The sequence below is a fragment of the Pseudomonas farsensis genome, assembly GCF_014268805.2.
GTDB classification, from domain to species: Bacteria; Pseudomonadota; Gammaproteobacteria; order Pseudomonadales; family Pseudomonadaceae; genus Aquipseudomonas; species Aquipseudomonas farsensis.
This window is the reverse complement of the sequence record NZ_JABWRF020000003.1, coordinates 213,695-231,363: the sequence shown is the minus strand read 5'-3', so window position 1 is coordinate 231,363 and position 17,669 is coordinate 213,695. Positions and strand designations below refer to the sequence as shown.

Annotated in this window: 14 protein-coding genes; 8 read left to right on the top strand and 6 right to left on the bottom strand. The window is 64.5% G+C overall.

Features of this window, described 5'->3' with window-relative positions:
- The first annotated feature begins 42 nt into the window (after positions 1 to 42).
- The 3 genes from HU719_RS17225 (at position 43) to HU719_RS17215 (ending at position 3,596) form a co-directional block, all read left to right on the top strand.
- Positions 43 to 852 carry a cytochrome C assembly family protein gene (locus HU719_RS17225; protein ID WP_186521242.1) on the top strand — a complete coding sequence of 270 codons (810 nt, stop codon included), beginning with the start codon at positions 43 to 45 and terminating at the stop codon, positions 850 to 852.
- Between the two features lie 9 nt (positions 853 to 861).
- Complete coding sequence (locus HU719_RS17220) at positions 862 to 2,049, top strand: transporter associated domain-containing protein (protein WP_186536313.1); 1,188 nt, start codon at positions 862 to 864, stop codon at positions 2,047 to 2,049.
- Positions 2,050 to 2,291: 242 nt separating this feature from the next.
- Complete coding sequence (locus HU719_RS17215) at positions 2,292 to 3,596, top strand: MFS transporter (protein ID WP_186521246.1); 1,305 nt, start codon at positions 2,292 to 2,294, stop codon at positions 3,594 to 3,596.
- A gap of 92 nt (positions 3,597 to 3,688) precedes the next feature.
- On the opposite strand, the gene purT is transcribed toward HU719_RS17215, so the two are convergent.
- The 5 genes from purT to HU719_RS17190 form a co-directional block, all read right to left on the bottom strand.
- A complete protein-coding gene (gene purT / locus HU719_RS17210) occupies positions 3,689 to 4,870 on the bottom strand; it encodes a formate-dependent phosphoribosylglycinamide formyltransferase (protein ID WP_186536312.1) in 1,182 nt (393 codons plus the stop codon).
- A gap of 495 nt (positions 4,871 to 5,365) precedes the next feature.
- Entirely contained in the window at positions 5,366 to 5,833 is a 468-nt protein-coding gene (locus HU719_RS17205) for a 7-cyano-7-deazaguanine/7-aminomethyl-7-deazaguanine transporter (RefSeq protein WP_186521258.1), read from the bottom strand.
- 78 nt (positions 5,834 to 5,911) lie between these two features.
- Positions 5,912 to 6,118 carry a DUF1289 domain-containing protein gene (locus HU719_RS17200; RefSeq protein ID WP_186536311.1) on the bottom strand — a complete coding sequence of 69 codons (207 nt, stop codon included), beginning with the start codon at positions 6,116 to 6,118 and terminating at the stop codon, positions 5,912 to 5,914.
- A complete protein-coding gene (locus HU719_RS17195) occupies positions 6,111 to 6,635 on the bottom strand; it encodes a gamma carbonic anhydrase family protein (RefSeq protein ID WP_186521251.1) in 525 nt (174 codons plus the stop codon). The genes HU719_RS17200 and HU719_RS17195 overlap by 8 nt, the downstream gene beginning before the upstream one ends.
- 46 nt (positions 6,636 to 6,681) lie before the next feature.
- Complete coding sequence (locus HU719_RS17190; protein ID WP_186521252.1) at positions 6,682 to 7,281, bottom strand: CoA pyrophosphatase; 600 nt, start codon at positions 7,279 to 7,281, stop codon at positions 6,682 to 6,684.
- 136 nt (positions 7,282 to 7,417) lie between these two features.
- Between HU719_RS17190 and HU719_RS17185 the strand changes: the two genes are divergently transcribed.
- From HU719_RS17185 to HU719_RS17165, 5 genes are all read left to right on the top strand, one after another.
- On the top strand, positions 7,418 to 7,969 hold the full coding sequence (locus HU719_RS17185) for an NUDIX hydrolase (RefSeq protein ID WP_186536310.1): 552 nt from the start codon (positions 7,418 to 7,420) through the stop codon (positions 7,967 to 7,969).
- Between the two features lie 24 nt (positions 7,970 to 7,993).
- On the top strand, positions 7,994 to 8,551 hold the full coding sequence (locus HU719_RS17180) for a L,D-transpeptidase family protein (protein ID WP_186521253.1): 558 nt from the start codon (positions 7,994 to 7,996) through the stop codon (positions 8,549 to 8,551).
- A 190-nt stretch (positions 8,552 to 8,741) separates the two neighbouring features.
- Positions 8,742 to 10,409, top strand: a complete 1,668-nt coding sequence (locus HU719_RS17175; RefSeq protein ID WP_186536309.1) for a ShlB/FhaC/HecB family hemolysin secretion/activation protein — start codon at positions 8,742 to 8,744, stop codon at positions 10,407 to 10,409.
- A 28-nt stretch (positions 10,410 to 10,437) separates the two neighbouring features.
- Positions 10,438 to 14,880 carry a hemagglutinin repeat-containing protein gene (locus tag HU719_RS17170; protein ID WP_186536308.1) on the top strand — a complete coding sequence of 1,481 codons (4,443 nt, stop codon included), beginning with the start codon at positions 10,438 to 10,440 and terminating at the stop codon, positions 14,878 to 14,880.
- 137 nt (positions 14,881 to 15,017) lie between these two features.
- A complete protein-coding gene (locus tag HU719_RS17165) occupies positions 15,018 to 17,054 on the top strand; it encodes a PhoX family protein (RefSeq protein ID WP_186536307.1) in 2,037 nt (678 codons plus the stop codon).
- Between the two features lie 299 nt (positions 17,055 to 17,353).
- Here HU719_RS17165 and HU719_RS17160 read toward each other — a convergent pair whose 3' ends face one another.
- Positions 17,354 to 17,665 (bottom strand): YqfO family protein, encoded by a 312-nt coding sequence (locus HU719_RS17160; RefSeq protein WP_186536306.1) that lies wholly within the window; start codon positions 17,663 to 17,665, stop codon positions 17,354 to 17,356.
- Positions 17,666 to 17,669 lie beyond the last annotated feature (4 nt).

Genomic DNA, 17,669 nt, shown 5'->3' with positions numbered 1-17,669 from the left:
TATGCCAAACTCCGTCTCTTTAGGGCTTGCCTCCCAGGACTTATGCTCTCTTCACCCAGCCTCATCCCCAATCTCATCGCCGCCTTCCTTTATGTGGCCGCGACCGTCTATCAGGCAACCGGCCTGGCCCGTGGCGCCCGCGCCGACAAACGGCTGCTGGGCGCTATCGGTGCCTTGGCGGTAGCCGCCCAAGCCGGCGCGCTGTTCTTCCAACTGATCACGCCGCTGGGCCTGAGCCTGGATTTCTTCAGCGCCGCCAGCCTGATCGCCGTGGCCGTCATTGCCCTGACCCTGCTCGCGTGCCTGAGCATTCCGGTAGAAAACCTGCTGGTGCTGCTGTTCCCGCTGGGTGCCGTCACCGCGCTGCTGGCGCAGTTCGCACCGGCCGGCACCGTGCCGCTGGTCAATGAAGAACCCGGCATTCTTGCGCATATCCTGCTATCGATCCTGGCCTACGGCTTGTTCACCATCGCCGTATTCCAGGCCTTGCTGCTGTTGCTGCAGGACTACCAGCTGAAAAACAAGCACCCGTCCGGCCTGATTCGCAACTTCCCGCCGCTGCAAACCATGGAAAGCCTGCTGTTCGGCTTCCTCTGGGCCGGCTGGGTACTGTTGTCGCTGTCGCTGCTGTCGGGCTGGCTGTTCCTCGACAACCTGTTTGCCCAGCACCTGGTCCACAAAACCCTGCTCGCCTGCGTGGCATGGGTGGTGTTCAGCGTGCTGCTGTGGGGCCGCACGCGCCTGGGCTGGCGTGGCCACAAGGCGATCCGCTGGACCCTGGCCGGTTTCTGCCTGCTGATGCTGGCCTATTTCGGCAGCAAGCTGGTCCGCGAATTCATCCTGCACATCTGACGGTCGCCCATGGATAGCCTGCCGTACGCCCCGCTGCTCGGCACCCTCGCTCTGGCCCTGCTGTGGTCGGCGCTGTTTACTGCCGTAGACAGCGCACGCCAGCAACTCAACGGCCATGCCGAACCCGCCCTGCCCGCCCAGGCGCTGGTACTGTGCGCCTGCCTTGGCAAGCTGCTGGTGCTGGGCCTGGCCTGCCTGATCGGGCAACGCTACAGCGGCGAGCATGGTTTCTGGATGGCCGGCCTTGGCGGTGCGCTCGCCCTGCTGGTGTTCGCCGAATACCTGCCGCGACGCCTGATCCGGCGCAACCCGCACGCCTTCGTGAGCCTCGGCGCCAGCCTGCTCAAGCTGCCGCTGATGCTGTTGCAGCCGCTGGCCTGCCTGCTTGACGGCATCGCCCGGTTGATCCTGCGGCCGTTTCGCGTGCAGCCAACCGCCACCGCCCTGCACCCGCAGGAAACCGACGACTTCGACGAAGACGAACAGCACGAGCCGCCCCGCCACGGCCTGCTCGAAGGCTTGCAGGCGCTGGACAGGATCACCGTCAATGACATCCTGGTACCGCGTAACGAGGTAGATGGCATCAACCTCGACGAGCCCATCGCACACATCATCGAGCAATTGATCGTCAGCCGTCATACCCGCCTGCCGGTGTATCACAACGACATCAACCAGGTTGAGGCGGTGCTCAACACCAAGCTCATCAGCCACCTGTTGCCGCGCGCCGAACTCACCCTGGAGGCGCTGCGCGGTGCCTGCTACGAACCGTATTTCGTGCCCGAAAGCACGCCGCTGCAGATGCAGCTACTGAACTTCCACAAGCAACAGCGGCGCATGGGCGTGGTGGTGGACGAATACGGCGAAGTGCTGGGCATCGTCACCCTTGAAGACATCCTCGAAGAAATCGTCGGGGAATTCGAAGACGAACAAAGCCTGGAAAACCCCCACGTACACCCACAGGAAAACGGGCGCTTTGTCATCGAGGGCGCCGCTTCATTGCGCGAAATCAACCGCACCCTGGGCTGGCACCTGCCCTGCGATGGCGGGCCGAAAACCCTCAACGGGCTGGTCACCGAAGCACTGGAAAGCATCCCCGAAAGCGCGGTGTGCCTGAAAATCGGCCGCTATCGCCTGGAAATCCTCGAAACCGAGGACAATTGCGCAAGCAAGGTACTGGTCTGGACCGTGACCCGATAGCTATACTCGGTCACGCTTACCCAGCTCCCGCCGCCACGCCTGCTATCCGCAAACGGCGCCGCGCGGCCAGTACGCCACACTGACACGCCCTGCGCGCTGCTTCACCACCCCGAACAGCCCGCCCCCGCCTTCTTACCCCCGGGCCATCGTAAGTGAGCGAACCATAACAATACGCTCCGGCCGCTTTGCGCCTGTCGCTTTGCCGTGCCCCATGGAGCATCGACTGTCAGGGACCTACCAAAATGACTTCCAGCAGCACCTACGCCGAACCTGCCGAGGCGCCCCCGGTCAACTCGCCTGCGCGGGTGGCTACCGCCAGTTTTATTGGCACCGCCATCGAGTTCTACGATTTCTACGTCTACGCCACGGCTGCAGCCTTGGTAATCGGGCCGATTTTCTTCCCGTCGGGTTCTGGCACCGTGCAGATGCTCGCGGCGTTCATCACCTTTGGCATCGCCTTCCTGGCCAGGCCGCTAGGTTCGGCGCTGTTCGGCCATTTTGGCGACCGTATTGGCCGAAAATCCACGTTGGTGGCTTCGCTGCTGCTGATGGGTGTATCGACCACGCTGATCGGCGTGCTGCCGGGCTATGACAGCATTGGCATCTGGGCACCGATCATCCTCTGCGTGCTGCGCTTCGGCCAAGGCCTGGGCCTGGGCGGTGAATGGGGCGGCGCGGCGCTGCTGGCCACCGAGAATGCGCCCAAGGGCAAGCGCGCCTGGTTCGGCATGTTCCCGCAACTGGGCCCCTCGATTGGTTTTCTGGCCGCGAACGGCCTGTTCCTGACACTGGCCCTAGTGCTCAGTGACGAGCAGTTCCGCGAGTGGGGCTGGCGCATCCCGTTCCTGCTCAGCGCAGCGCTGGTGCTGGTCGGCCTGTACGTTCGCCTGAAGCTTGAAGAAAGCCCAGTGTTCGCCAAGGCCGTGGCGCGCCAGGAGCGCGTCAAGCTGCCGGTGGTCGAGCTGTTCGCCCAGTACTGGCTGCCAACCCTGCTGGGCGCGGCGGCGATGGTGGTGTGCTATGCGCTGTTCTATATCTCGACGGTGTTCTCGCTGAGCTACGGGGTGAATACCCTGGGCTACAGCCGCCAGACCTTCCTCGGCATGCTGTGCTTCGCCGTGGTGTTCATGGCCCTGGCCACACCATTGTCGGCCTGGCTCAGCGACCGCTACGGGCGCAAGCCGGTGCTGATCACCGGCGCCCTGCTGGCGATTGCTTCGGGCTTTGCCATGGAGCCGCTGCTCACCTCGGGCTCCACCGCCGGGGTGACGCTGTTCCTGAGCATCGAGCTGTTCCTGATGGGGGTAACCTTCGCCCCGATGGGCGCGTTGCTGCCTGAGCTGTTCCCGACCCACGTGCGTTATACCGGCGCTTCGGCGGCCTACAACCTGGGCGGCATCGTCGGCGCATCGGCGGCACCGTTCTTTGCCCAGCAGTTGGTCAGCATGGGTGGGTTGAGCTGGGTTGGGGGGTATGTGTCGGCGGCGGCGGTGATCAGCCTGATTGCCGTGCTATGCCTGAAAGAGACACGCAATAACGAGCTTTGAGGCGCTGAAACCATCGCGGGGCAAGCCCGCTCCCACAGCATGCATGAAGGCTGCTTTTGTGGGAGCGGGCTTGCCCCGCGATGCATTGCCGCTTAGAACTCGACTTTGACCGCCTGCGCTGCGCGGGTGGCCTTGGCGCGGGCGGCTTCGATCGACTCGTCACGGGCAAGGCAGACGCCCATGCGGCGGGTGCCGTTGATTTCTGGCTTGCCGAACAGGCGGATGGCAGTGTCCGGCTCGCTCAGGGCGGCGCCCAGGTTGGCGAAACTGGTCTGCTGCGACTTGCCCTCAGGCAGGATGACCGCCGAGGCCGATGGGCCGAATTGGCGCACTACCGGGATCGGCAGGCCAAGAATGGCGCGGGCGTGCAACGCGAACTGCGACAGGTCTTGCGAGATCAACGTCACCAGGCCCGTGTCGTGCGGGCGCGGCGAGACTTCGCTGAACCACACCTGATCACCTTTGACGAACAGCTCAACGCCAAACAGGCCACGGCCGCCCAACGCATCGGTGACCGCCTGGGCGACACGCTGCGACTCGGCCAGCGCCTTGGCGCTCATTGCCTGGGGCTGCCAGGACTCCTGATAATCGCCCTTCTCCTGGCGGTGACCGACCGGCGCAAGGAACGTGGTGCCACCGACGTGGCGCACGGTCAGCAAGGTGATTTCGTATTCGAAGTCGATGAAGCCTTCGATGATCACCCGGCCTTTGCCCGCGCGGCCGCCTTCCTGGGCGTAGTCCCAGGCCTGCTGCAGGTCAGCGGCGCTGCGCAGCAGGCTCTGGCCCTTGCCCGAGGAGCTCATGACCGGCTTGACCACGCAGGGGTAGCCGAGGTCGGCGACCGCCTTGCTGTAGTCCTCGAAGGTATCGGCAAAGTGGTACGGCGAGGTAGGCAGGTCCAGCTCTTCGGCAGCCAGGCGGCGGATGCCTTCGCGGTTCATGGTCAGCTGAGTGGCGCGGGCAGTCGGCACCACATTGAAGCCTTCGCTTTCCAGCTCGACCAGGGTCGCGGTGGCGATGGCTTCGATTTCAGGGACGATATAATGCGGCTTTTCGGCCTCGATCACGGCGCGCAGGGCAACGCCATCGAGCATGTTGACCACATGGCTGCGGTGCGCGACCTGCATGGCCGGGGCATCGGCGTAGCGGTCAACGGCAATTACTTCGACGCCCAGACGCTGCAGTTCGATTACCACTTCTTTGCCCAGCTCGCCGCAGCCGCACAGCAGTACACGGGTCGCGGTCGGCGACAATGGGGTTCCGATACGGGTCATTTCAGGTCCTCGAAGGCGTCCGGGGCGGCGCGGCACGTGGCGCGGCCCGCTGAAAAAGGACCGGTATTCTACACCCGGGCGAGGGTTTGTTGGCGCTTTGTGCTACAGCAGATAACCCAATCGCAGGCTGGCGCCAGCTCCCACAAAGACCGCTCTCAGCCACAATATCGAGGTCTGCCTCAGATCATGTGGGAGACTCTATGGTTTTGTACAAGCCTGTTCCCACTAGACATATCTCCTCGTGGCGAGCGGGCTTGTCCCGCGTTGGGCTGCGCAGCAGCCCCTTGGGTTTTCAGGGCTGCTGCGCAGCCCAACGCGGGGCAAGCCCGCTCGCCACAACTGTCTATCATTTCCCACTGGATTGGCACCCACCAGCAATGTTGCGGTTGGGCAGGGCCTGCGTGGGAGCTGGCGACAGCCTGCGATGAGGCCATAACAAGCCTGCACGGAACTGTGCCCCAACACTCGGCGTGGCAGCGCGCTGCACCTGCAAGGTCAGCCGACAACCACCGCACGCCGAGCGCGCCAGGCCATGATCAGCCATACCGCCGTCACCCCGGCAAACTTCGAGGCCATGGCCGTGCCGACCACCACGGGCGTCAGCGCGCCAATCATGCCGAAGAAAATAAAGGTGTCCACCGGAATGCTCAGCGCCGAACTCAGCCACAGCCGGTCGCGCAGCGGGCGCCGGGTGACGCTGAACACCAGCCAGTCAATCAGCTCGGAAATGAAGAACGCCGTGGCACTGGCCAACGCGATAGCCGGCTCCGAGGTCACATAGGACAGCACCAGCGCCGCCAGCATCGCCACCAGCGCGCCATGGCCATAGCGGGTCTGCACCATGTCGCGCAGGATGAACACCAGCCCGCCCCAGGCGGACCAGATCACGTCCAGGTGCGGAGCGCTGGAGAAGGCGTAGTTGATGAGCACCACGCTGCTGATATAGGCGATGAGATAGAACATGGGGCCGAAGGGTTCGTTGGGCAAGCCGCACAGATTAGCGCCAGCGCGGGCATGGGTAAACCATTGCATGGCCCTGGGCTACAGGCCGAGCATCAGCCCCGCCGCCACCGCCCGCTCATGGCATAGCGTCAGCACCGCGCGGCGCTGCTGGTTATCCATGCTCCCCCAGCGGGTGATCTCATCGACCGTACGCTGGCAGCCGGTGCAGATATCTTGCTCATCCAGCGCACAGACACTGACACAAGGCGATGCCACCGGCCGTTCGCGGGGGGCGGTGTCAGTCATCGTCGGCCACCAGCTCGCGGGCATAACGCTGGGCGTTGTGCACGTAATGGGCAGCGCTGGCCTCGAGCATGCGCATCTGCTGCTCGCTGAGTTCGCGCACCACTTTGCCCGGCGAGCCCATCACCAACGAACCGTCGGGGATTTCCTTGCCTTCGGGAATCAGCGCATTGGCGCCGATGATGCAATGCTTGCCGATGCGTGCCCCGTTGAGAATCACCGCGTTGATGCCGATCAGGCTGTAGTCGCCCACCGTGCAGCCATGCAGCATGGCGTTATGGCCAACGGTCACACCGCGGCCCAAGGTCAGCGGCGAACCCATGTCGGTGTGCATCACCGTGCCGTCCTGGACGTTGCTGTCCTCGCCGATGTCGATCAGCTCGTTATCACCGCGCAGCACCGCGCCAAACCAGACACTGGCACGCGCCTGCAGGCGCACCTTGCCGATCAGCGTGGCGGTAGGCGCGGCCCAACTGCTGGGGTGGGTCTCGACGCGCAGGTCGCCCAAGCGGTATTTCATGTGTCGTTCCTCACGGTTGAACGCAGCGCGGCAGGGTGAACCCTGCTCAGTTCTGGATGAAACGCTCTGGCGGCTGATGCAGGCTGATGCCGGCGTCGTACAGCAGGTTGACCAGCTCGACGATCATGATCGCCGACAACCCCCAGATTTTATAACCCTCGTAGCGGTAGCTGGGCACATACCAACTGCGCCCCTGGTAATCGATACGGTGGGTGTGGTCACGCGGGTCCTGGCGGAAAAACGCCAGCGGAACGGTGAACACCGCCGCGATTTCTGCATCATTGGCGCGGTACTCGACGTAATCCGGGATCAAGCCGACGAACGGCGTCACCTTGAGCCCATGCAACGAAATCAGCGGGCTGAGCGGGCCGATCACCTCGACCAGGCCCGGCGGCAAGCCGATTTCTTCTTCGGCTTCGCGCAGGGCCGTAAACACCAGGTCCGGGTCTTCGGGGTCGCGCCGGCCACCGGGGAACGCCACTTCGCCGCCGTGGGTCGACAGGCCCTTGGCGCGCAGCGTGAGCACCAGCTGCGGTTCTTCGCTACGGGTGATGGGCAGTAATACCGCCGCCTCCGGGAAGCGCCGGTCCACCTCCAGCGAAGCCGGGGTGTGGTTGCTCATTCGGCGAAGAAGCTCGTCCAGCATTGCGCACTCTCGTATCCAAAGCCTGCCGTGCATGATGCACCAAAAGCCGTGAGGCACCCAAGCCCCCCGCCCGCTGGCCGCTTGCGGTGAGCAGGCCGAGCGCGCCAAGATAGCCCGACCCCAAAGGAATGTAAGCATGAAATTCTGCAGCGCGTGCGGCCACAGCGTCACTCTGAAAACCCCCGAGGGCGACAGCCGCCTGCGCCATGTCTGCGACCACTGCCATACCATCCATTATCAGAACCCCAATATCGTCGCCGGGGTGCTGCCAACCTGGGGCAGCCAGGTGCTGCTGTGCCGGCGCGCCATCGAGCCACGCCGAGGGTTCTGGACCTTACCCGCAGGCTTCATGGAAAACGGCGAAACCCTCGACGCCGCCGCCCGTCGCGAAACCGAAGAGGAAGCCTGCGCCCGCGTGGGCGCAACAGCCCTCTATCAACTGTTCGATTTGCCGCATATCGACCAGGTGCATGTGTTCTTTCGCGCAGAACTTGCCGACCTGAACTTCGCCGTGGGCGTCGAGAGCCTGGAAGTGCGCCTGTTCGAGGAGCACGAGATCCCTTGGGCGGAGCTGGCTTTTCGCACCGTCACCCGCACACTAGAATGCTACTATCGCGACCGCATCCGGCAGCACTACCCCATAGGCCACGAGTACCTGCCGCCGATGAACGTTTCGTCGCCAACTTAACTCAAGTTTCAGGGATACGGTTTCATGCGCTGGTTGCTTGCCCTTTTCTGCCTAAGTGTCGCCTCGGTGTCGCAAGCAGCCTTCACCGAAACCATCATCCGCAAGCCACAATCGGCCGTGCAGCCTGCCGCCCCGGCCACGCCCAGCCCGCAGTTGCAGGCGATCGACAAGGTGCTGGTGCTCAAGTCCGAACGGCGCCTGCAACTGATCAGCCGTGGCGAGCCGCTCAAGACCTACCGCATTTCCCTGGGCAAGCAGCCCAAGGGCGCCAAGGAGCGCGAGGGCGACAAGAAAACCCCAGAAGGCCTGTATTGGCTCGATTGGCGCAAGGCCAGCAGCCGCTACAACCTGGCCATGCACATCTCCTACCCGAACATCACCGACGCCGCCAAGGCGCGGCGTGCAGGGGTAAGCGCCGGCAGCATGATCATGATCCATGGCACGCCCCTCGACGAGGAATACCCGGAGTGGTACTTCCACACCCTGGACTGGACCGAAGGCTGCATCGCCATGCGTAACGCCGACATGCGCGAAGTGTGGAGCCTGGTGAAGGACGGCACGTTGATTGAAATCAGGCCATGACAGCGCTGCCTTGAATGCCCCGGCCCTGAGCGCCTGCTGATTCCCGGTCTCTCCGCCAAGAAATCCCCTACACCCTTCTTGCCTTTGTCCTACGCCCAACAGGGCACGGGACCGCATTCAGCCGACTGGTCAAAGCCATAAAATCCACGCAATCGAGTACCTGATTCGTACACGCATTGCGGGATTTTCCATGCTCAAACCTGCCCTGAAACTCTTCGTCGCCGGCCTGCTGTCGACCCTCGTCTGCTTGCCCATCGCCCACGGCGCAAACCCTGCCAGCCAGCAACTGCGCGAGCAGCGCCAGGCAACCGAACAACTGGAACAACAACAGCGCTTGCAGCGTTGGGAGCGCCAGTTACCCACCACCCGCACGCCTGAGGGGCCGTCGCCCGACGGCGCCATAGAGCCCTGCCTGCCGGTTTCCGGGCTACGCCTGACGGGCAATCGGCGGCTATCAGCCAGCGAGCTGAAGCGCAAACTGCACCCGCTGCTGCCAGCCTGCATGGGCGTTACCGCCATCAACCGGCTGCTGCGAGCGCTCACCGCGCGTTACGTCGAAGCGGGCTACCCGTTGGCCCGCCCTTACTTGCGAAAAATCCCTCAGGCCGACCAACCGCTGGATATTCTCATTGACGAAGGCTACGTTGAGTCCATCGAGCTGACCGATACCGCCCCGCTGTCGTTACGGGGTGCCTTCCCGAAACTGCTCGGCCAGCCCTTGCACCTGCCCGACCTGGAGCAGGGCCTCGACCAGCTCAACCGCCTGCGCGCCTATGACCTCACCGCCGACCTGATCCCCGGCCAGGGCCGTGGTGCCACCCAAATAGCCATCACCCCGCACAAAGTCGGCAGGCGCGTGCACCTGGAAGGGCGTTTCGACAACCGCGGCAGCGAGCTCACCGGGCGCCATCGCCTTAACCTTGGGCTCGGCGTGGACAGCCCGCTGGGGCTCAATGACGACCTGCGCCTGTCGCTGTCGTCGACCGTGCTCCAGCCCCCCGGCCAAAGCCAGGGCGTAAGCCTGTACTACAACATCCCTTACGGCCCCTGGAGCTTCACCCTCAGCAGCAGCCAGTTGAGCTACCGCTCACCCTTGCCAGCCGGGCAGTTAGCCAGCGGCGGCAGCCGTTTCAATGCGCTGGGTGCAGAGCGCGTGCTGTGGCGCAGCCAGCAGGGCATGCTCAGCGCCGGCATGCGCCTGGAGAGCAAGCGGCTGATCAACGAAGTCTCGGGGCTGCGGGTTCAACTGCAAACCGACGCGCTCACCACCCTTGATGCAGGGCTCAACCTGTTGTGGCTCGAGCATGGCGTGTGGAGCGCCTCGTTGGGCCTGGCTCAAGGCCTCGACGCCTTGGGCGCCGACCACGCAGCCGTCGGGCGCGGCGCCCCGCAACCGGACTTTCGCAAGTACCGCGCCAGCCTGCTGTACCTGGCCCAGGCACCACCGCAACGGCCATGGCGCTGGCAGAGCGAACTGAACCTGCAATACAGCCGCGACTACCTGCCCACCGTCGAGCAGTTGTCGCTCAATGACAACAACAGTGTGCGCGGCGTACGCCAGCATGCCGTAGCCGGCTCAAGGGGCGCGGTCTGGCGCAACACCCTGAGCTACCCCTTCAACCTGCCGTCATCGCCCACCGTGCAGTTGCGCCCCTACCTCGGCCTGGACCTGGGCTGGGCCCAGCTCCAACGCAATGCCCCCTCACAACGCCTGGCCGGCAGTGCCATCGGCCTGGAACTGACCCTGCCAAGCAATCGCATCCGCCTCGACTACCAGCGCGCGCTGTACGCCAGCGACCGCGCGCGAAAGGCGCTCGAACCCGGTTTCTGGGGCCTTGAGTGGACCCTGGAACTCTGATTCACCCACAAAAAGAAAGGAAACCAACGTGAATCATCACACCCCACCCAGCCTCTTGCGCCCCGACCCTCTGCGCCTGGCCATCCTGCTGTGCCTGTTCGCCCCTCCTGCCCTGCAGGCCAGCGAAGGCCTGCAACCCAGTACCGGCCCGGGCGGCACGCCCATTGTCAGCGATGCCAATGGCGTGCCGGTAGTCAACATCGTGCCGCCAAACGCCACTGGCCTTTCCCATAACCAGTACCAGGCCTACAACGTCGACTCGCAGGGCCTGGTGCTGAACAACGCCCTACAGGCCGGGCAGTCGGTGCTCACCGGCAGCGTCCTGCAGGCCAACCCACAGTTCCACGGCCAGGCTGCCGCCATCATCCTGAACGAGGTGATCAGCCGCCAGGCTTCGTTGATCCAAGGCCCGCAAGAGATTCTCGGTCGCCCAGCCGATTACATTCTCGCCAACCCCAACGGCATCACCATCAATGGTGGCAGTTTCATCAATAACACCCAGGCCGGCTTTCTGGTAGGCACCCCGGTGATCGAAGACCAGCGCATCAAATACCTCGACACCTTGAACGCCGAGGGCATCTTGCACGTGCAGGCTGGCGGCTTGAGCAACCTTAAAGGCGCACTGGACCTGATCGCACCGCGCGTGCACATCGAGGGCCCGCTGAAAAACGAAGGGGTCGCCACCTTTACCCTCGGGCGCAACCGTATCGACGCCGCCAGCGGCGAAGTGCTGCAGCACCTGCCCGGCACCCCGTCGAGCATTGATGCCAGGCTGTTCGGTGCCATGCGCGCCGGGCGCATCCGCGTGATCAGCACCGCAGAAGGCGCCGGGGTGCAGGTGGGCGACGTCGAGCTGTTCAGCGACGACGAACTGAGTATCAGCTCGGCAGGCGACCTGGAATTCACCGGCACCCAGGCCAAGGCGAAAAAAATCAAGGCCAAGGCCGGGCAGAAGCTGGTACTCAACGCCAAGACCCGAGAGCAGGTGAAGAAGGACCGTGAGGCCTGGGACAAACGCTGGTGGTTCGTCACCACCGAGACTTACAGCCGCGACCGCACGCAAACCGACAGCACCCAGCAAGGCACCGCGCTGCAAGCGAACGAAGGCCTCAGCCTGGATTCCGGTGGCGACCTGCAGATGACCGCCGCCAAGCTCAAGGCGGGCACTACGTTGGCGTTGCACAGTGAAGGCAACCTCGACATTTCGGCAGGTGTCGACAGCAGCAAGGTCCAGGAACAGGTTCGCCACCGCAAGCACCTGTGGCGCGGCGACAGCGACAGCGAGCAGTACACCGAACGCGCCAACGGCAGCTCGCTTGAAGCCGGCAACCTGACCGCAACGGCCGGCAAACAGCTGAAAATCAGCGCCAGCAACCTCAGCAGCCAGGGCGACATGCAACTGCAGGCCGCGCAGGTAGAGGTGGGCGAACAGGCGATGCAGGACAGCGGCCAGAAGCGTGACTACCGTGGCGACCTGGTCTCCGGCACATTCTTCGGCGACCGCAAGGGCAACGACACCCAAGGCAGCCAGGCCGTCGGCAGCACGGTAAGGGCCGAGGGCAAGCTGACGGTCAGCGCCGATAGCATGGCCATCAAGGGCAGCTCGGTCAGCAGCGCCGGCGATGCCGTGCTCTACAGCGACAAGGCCGGGCTTGAGGTGGGCGCAGCGCAAAGCACACGCCGGTCGCAGGACACCACCAGTGACAGCCAGCTCTTCGGCCTGCTGGGCAGCCGCAGCGAGAACAACAGCGACACGCAGCAGGTTCTGGTCAGCGATGTGCGCTCCAGCACCAACCTGCGCCTGGCCAGTGCCGGGGAGCTGAGCCTCAAAGGCGCCCAGGTGGCCGCCGGGCAGGCGCTCGAAGTCACCGCCAAAGGCGACGTGCACCTGGACAGCGCCGAAGCCACCAGCAGCCACACACAAAACAACCAGCAGCGCTCCCTCACCGCCAGCGCGAGCCAGACCCAGCAAGCCCAGGATGGCAAGCCCGGTTCGCGGCAGTACGACGCCAAGGTCGGCTACCAGGTCGAGAACCGCGAGCAGCACCAGTCAGCCACTGAACAAGTCGCCAGTACCCTGAGCGGGGCGAAGGTCGACGTGCGCAGCGATACCCGGCTGGTGGCCAATGCAGCACAGGTCAAGGCCACCGCAGGCGACCTGACACTCAAGGCGCCCAAGGTCGAGCTGAACGCGGCGCAGGACACCCAGCAAAGCCAAACAAAAACCACCATCAGCGGCGGCGACCTGGCGGTAACCGGCGGCATCGACCGGGTCGGCAGCGCTTTCGAGGGCCACCGCAACCAGACCGACCTGCGCGAAAGCACTGGCAGTGCTCGGCGCAGCGAGCTGAGCGCCAGCGGTAACCTGCTTATCGACACCCCCCATCTGGCGACCGAAGGCGCCAAGGTGAACGCCGAGGGCCAATTGCTGGTGAACGCCGAGCACATCGAAAACCGCGCCGCTGCCGACACCCATGAACGCGAAGAGTCCACCAGCAACTGGCAAGGCAGCCTGGGCGCAAGCATCGAGTACCGGGATATCTCCCGGCCGATCGAGCGCCTGGTCGAGGGCCGTGAAGGTGCGCGCTTCCAGCAGGCCGGCGTCGAGGATGCCATGGCGCCACCCAGCGTAGGCGCCGATGCTACCGTCGGGCATCTGGCTCGGACGCAGGCCGACACCAGCAGTACCGCACAGCCTGCCTCTTTTAGTGGTACCAGCACCCACATCCAGGCGGGGCGTATAGAAGACCAGGGCACCCAATACACAGGCACTGCCGGGCAGCTGCAGATCGACGCCAACGAGCACCAGTTGCTGGCAGCCCAAGACCAGCAGAGCACGCGCGTGCAACGTACCGATATCGCTGGGGGCCTGCGGGTAGACACCAGCACCGGTGAAGATATCAACGCTCGCGTCGAAGGCAAGTACGCCACCCTGGACGATAACCAAACCACCCGCCTCGCCCGCCCTGGCAGCCTGAGCGGCCAGACCGGTATACAGGTGCAACTGGGCAGTGACGGGCGCTACGAAGGCACCCGCATGGACGGCGGCGACGGCGCGGTCAAGGTGACCGGCGCCGGCACCCTGACGCTGGACGCAGCCCATGACCACACCCACCACAGCAAAACCCAGCTCGACACCAGCCTTTGGGCCAAAGGCGGTAATCGCCCTGGCAGCACCGGTGCCGACGTACGCGCCTATGCCGACCACAGTACGTACCAAAGCGACGACAGCAAGGCCCAGGTCGGCAGCATCGTCGCCAAGGGCCCGGTAGAGGTGGTCAGCAGCGGTGACCTCACCCTGGAAGGCACCCGCATTGACGCGGGCGGTCATATCAACCTGCACAGCGACGGCGTATTGAAAGTGCTGGCCGCCAACGACAGCCACGAAGCCGTGGGCGACACACTCGGCGGCGGTGTCGAGATGGCGGGCACCGCAGGCACAGGCAAGGGTGGTGGCGTGGGCGGCCATGCCACGAGCGCCAAGGTAGATGAAAACGCAAGCCAGGCGGTGAATGCACAGTTCACCGCCAAGCAGGCACTGCAGCTCACCAGCCTTGCCCGCGAGGACATCGCACTGCAGGTTCAAGGGCTGCAGGCCAATGCCGCATCAATCGGCCTGACCGCCCGCAACGGCGGCCTGCAGGTAGAGGCGTCCAACCAGCACGAGCGCTACGACAACCGCGACATCAGTGCGGGGGCCGGTTTCAAGCTCAACCGCGGGGAAACGGCCGATCAGGATATCCGTGGCCTGCATGGCCGGGTGCAAGTGGCCTTGGACAAGCGCGATAACCAGAGCTGGAGCGACAGCACCCTGCGCGCCGACCAGATCGACATCAACAGCCGCGGCGACACCCGCATCGAAGGCGCCAAGCTTGATGCCGAGCGCATCAGTGGCACTGTCGGCGGCGACCTGCTGGTGGCCAGCCGCAAAGACCGCATCGACAGCTTGACGGTCAATGTCGATGGGCGCCTGAGCCAGGAGAAAAACCCGCAAGGCCATATCAATGCCGTCTCATCGCTGGCCGGCCCTGCCGCTGGCAAGGTGCAGGAGAAAGCCGGCAAGGCCCTGGCCCGAACAGAGCCTGGCTTGTCGCCGACGTTGAAGGCGGATGTCAGCCAGCAACAGCGCGACACCGTGGCTCGCCAGACCACCTTGAGCGGCGCTCAAGGCATCGACCTCAAAGTCGGCGGCGATACACGCTTGGTTGGGGCCGCGTTGAAATCCGCCGAAGGTGCAGTCGACTTGGGTGGCAGCGATGTCAGCCGTGAAACCCTGAGCGGGCGCGACTATCGCCGCGATGTGTCGTTCGACGTCAGCAATGCGCCGGTAGACCTCGGCACGGCGGTGCTGGACAGCCTCAAAAGCAAAGGCGCGGCCGAAGGCGAAAACGCCCTCGACCTTGGCCTGCTGCGCACCAGCGGTTACGACCGCAGCGCGCAACTGGCCTCGAAAATAGACGCCAAGCCGTAAGCAGAACAGCCCGGGCAGCCGACCACTGCCCGGGCCTGAAGTGCGGGGGGGGCTAATGCCCCCTCCAGCAACCTAAACATCATATTTGCGCTTTACAGTCTTTCCCCTGCGCACAAACCTACTAGAAAGGACACCTGATGAGTCGAGACAGCGGCGATAACCTGGACCGCAACCGTTCCGCCAACCCGCCGATGGCAAGCGTCATGGACGCCTACCTGAGCCGGCGCAGCGTAATCCGCGGCAGCCTTGGGGCGGCCATCGCCATGATTGCTGGTGCAGGCCTTGGCGGCTGTCTCGATCTGTCGCCTGGCAAACCACCTGCCCCGCCTGCGTCAGCCAAACCCAAGCTCGGCTTTGCCTCGATCAAGGGTTCGCGCACCGATGCCTGCGCTATCGCCCCCGGCTACAGCGCCCACGTGCTGGCGCCCTGGGGCACGCCGATCAACAGCAGCGGCAGGCCGTGGCTGGCCGATGGCAGCAACAGCGCCAGCGACCAGGCCAACGCCATGGGCATGCACCACGACGGCATGCGCTTCTTCCCCATCGACGGCAGCTCCGACGACGGCCTGCTGGCGATCAATTTCGAGTACATCGATACCGCAGCGCTGCACCCCAACGGCCCGACCAACGCCCTGAGCGGCCAGCGGCCGGCCGAAGAAGTGCGCAAGGAAATCAACGCCCACGGCGCAGGCGTGATCCGTATCCGCAAGGTCGGCGGGCGATGGCAGGTGGTCGACAACGACCCGCTGAACCGGCGTTTCACCACCGCCACGGTGATGGATATCGCCGGCCCCCTGCGCGGCACCGAGCATGTACGCACGCGCTTCTCACCCACCGGGGTCGAGTGCCGAGGCACCAACAACAACTGCGGCAATGGCTATACCCCATGGGGTACGTACCTGACGTGCGAGGAGAACTGGCCGGGTATTTTCGTCAATAACGCCCCCCGCCCTGCCGACCAGGTGCGCATCGGTGTTGCCACCGGCGCCAGCCAGTACCGCTGGGAAAGCGCCGCCGGTGATGCCAGCGAGTTCGACGACGAATTCGCCCGCTTCGACATCACCCCGTCCGGCGCCAGTGCCAGCGACGACTACCGCAACGAAGCCAGCACCTACGGCTATATCGTCGAGATCGACCCGTACAACAGCGCCACCCGCGCGGTAAAACGCACGGCGCTGGGGCGCATGCGCCATGAAGGTTGCTGCCCGGGCCTGGCGGTGGCGGGCAAGCCGCTGGTCTGGTACACCGGCGACGACTCCAACAACGAATACCTGTACAAGTTCGTCTCCGACGCCCTGTGGGACCCGGCCGACGCCAAGGCCCCCGACCGCCTTGCCACCGGCACCAAGTACCTGGACAAAGGCAAGCTGTACGTCGCGCGCTTCAACGCCGACGGCAGTGGCGACTGGCTGCTGCTGGATATCACCACGCCGACCCGCGACGGCAAGCCCCTGGGCGCGCTGTTTGGCGACCTCCCGGGCATCATCATCAACACCCGTGGCGCTGCCGATGCCGTGGGCGCCACGCCCATGGACCGCCCCGAGTGGACCGCCGTCAACCCGCTCAACGGCGACGCCTACCTGACCCTGACCAACAACAGCGCGCGCAGCCCGGACAAAACCGACAAGGCCAACCCACGCGGCCCCAACCGCCATGGCCACATCATCCGCTGGCACGACAGCGAGGATCAGCAGCGCTTCAACTGGGACATCTTTGTTTTCGGCGCCAACGCCGATGGCGCGGCCGATATCAACCGCTCCGGCCTGACCGAAATGAACCAGTTCGCCAGCCCCGACGGCATGAGCTTCGATAGCCGTGGCGTGTTGTGGATCGAGACCGACAATAGCGAAGAAAGCGTGACCCGCTATACCAACGACCAGTTGCTGGCCGTGATCCCGACCGACCTGGTGGATGCCAACGGCAAGCAAGTGCCCGTGAATGCGCAGAACCAGGCGGACCTGCGGCGCTTCTTCGTCGGCCCCACCGGCTGCGAAGTCACCGGGCTAACCTTCACCCCCGACAACAAGACGCTGTTCGTCAATATCCAGCACCCGCAGAACTGGCCGTCCACGGACGTTGCAACCGACGTCACGCCTGCCGGCAGCAAGGTGCGCCCACGCTCCTCGACCGTGGTGATCCAGCGGCTTGATGGCGGGGAAATAGGTACGGCCTGAGTGCATCGCGGGGTTCTTTGAACCCCTGCACCGGCCTCATCGCAGGCTTGCACAAGGCCAAAGAATCTCCCATGCAGGTTTTAGCTGCGTGGGAGATTCCATCGCCAGACATATCTCTCGTGGCGAGCGGGCTTGCCCCGCGTTGGGCTGCGCAGCAGCCCTAAAACCCAAGGGTAACCCTCAGGGCTGCTGCGCAGCCCAACGCGGGACAAGCCCGCTCGCCACAACTGTCTATCTTCCAGCGTTCAGCAGGGGATGCTTCGATCCCAATGCCAAGCGCGGGGTGGGTGAGATATGCCTCAGAAATCGGCCAGCGGCCAGACCTCATAAGCCGGTGCTTCATAAGGGTGGCTCTGTTTGAGCGCGGCAACGACCTGAACAATCAGCTCATCGGCCACGACCAACTCGACCTTCCACTCCTCGACCCGCTCCACCTCACCCGCCTGCCCAAGGTACGGCTGGCTGCCGTGCATTGGGCGAAACTGGCCGTGGCCGAGCACTTGCCAGGCGCAGTGCTCATAAGCGCCGATGCGCCCGCCGCCAGCGGCGAACACAGCGGCCTTGACCACCTCGACATGGCTGTCGGGGACAAAGAAGGCGAGTTTGTACACGCCC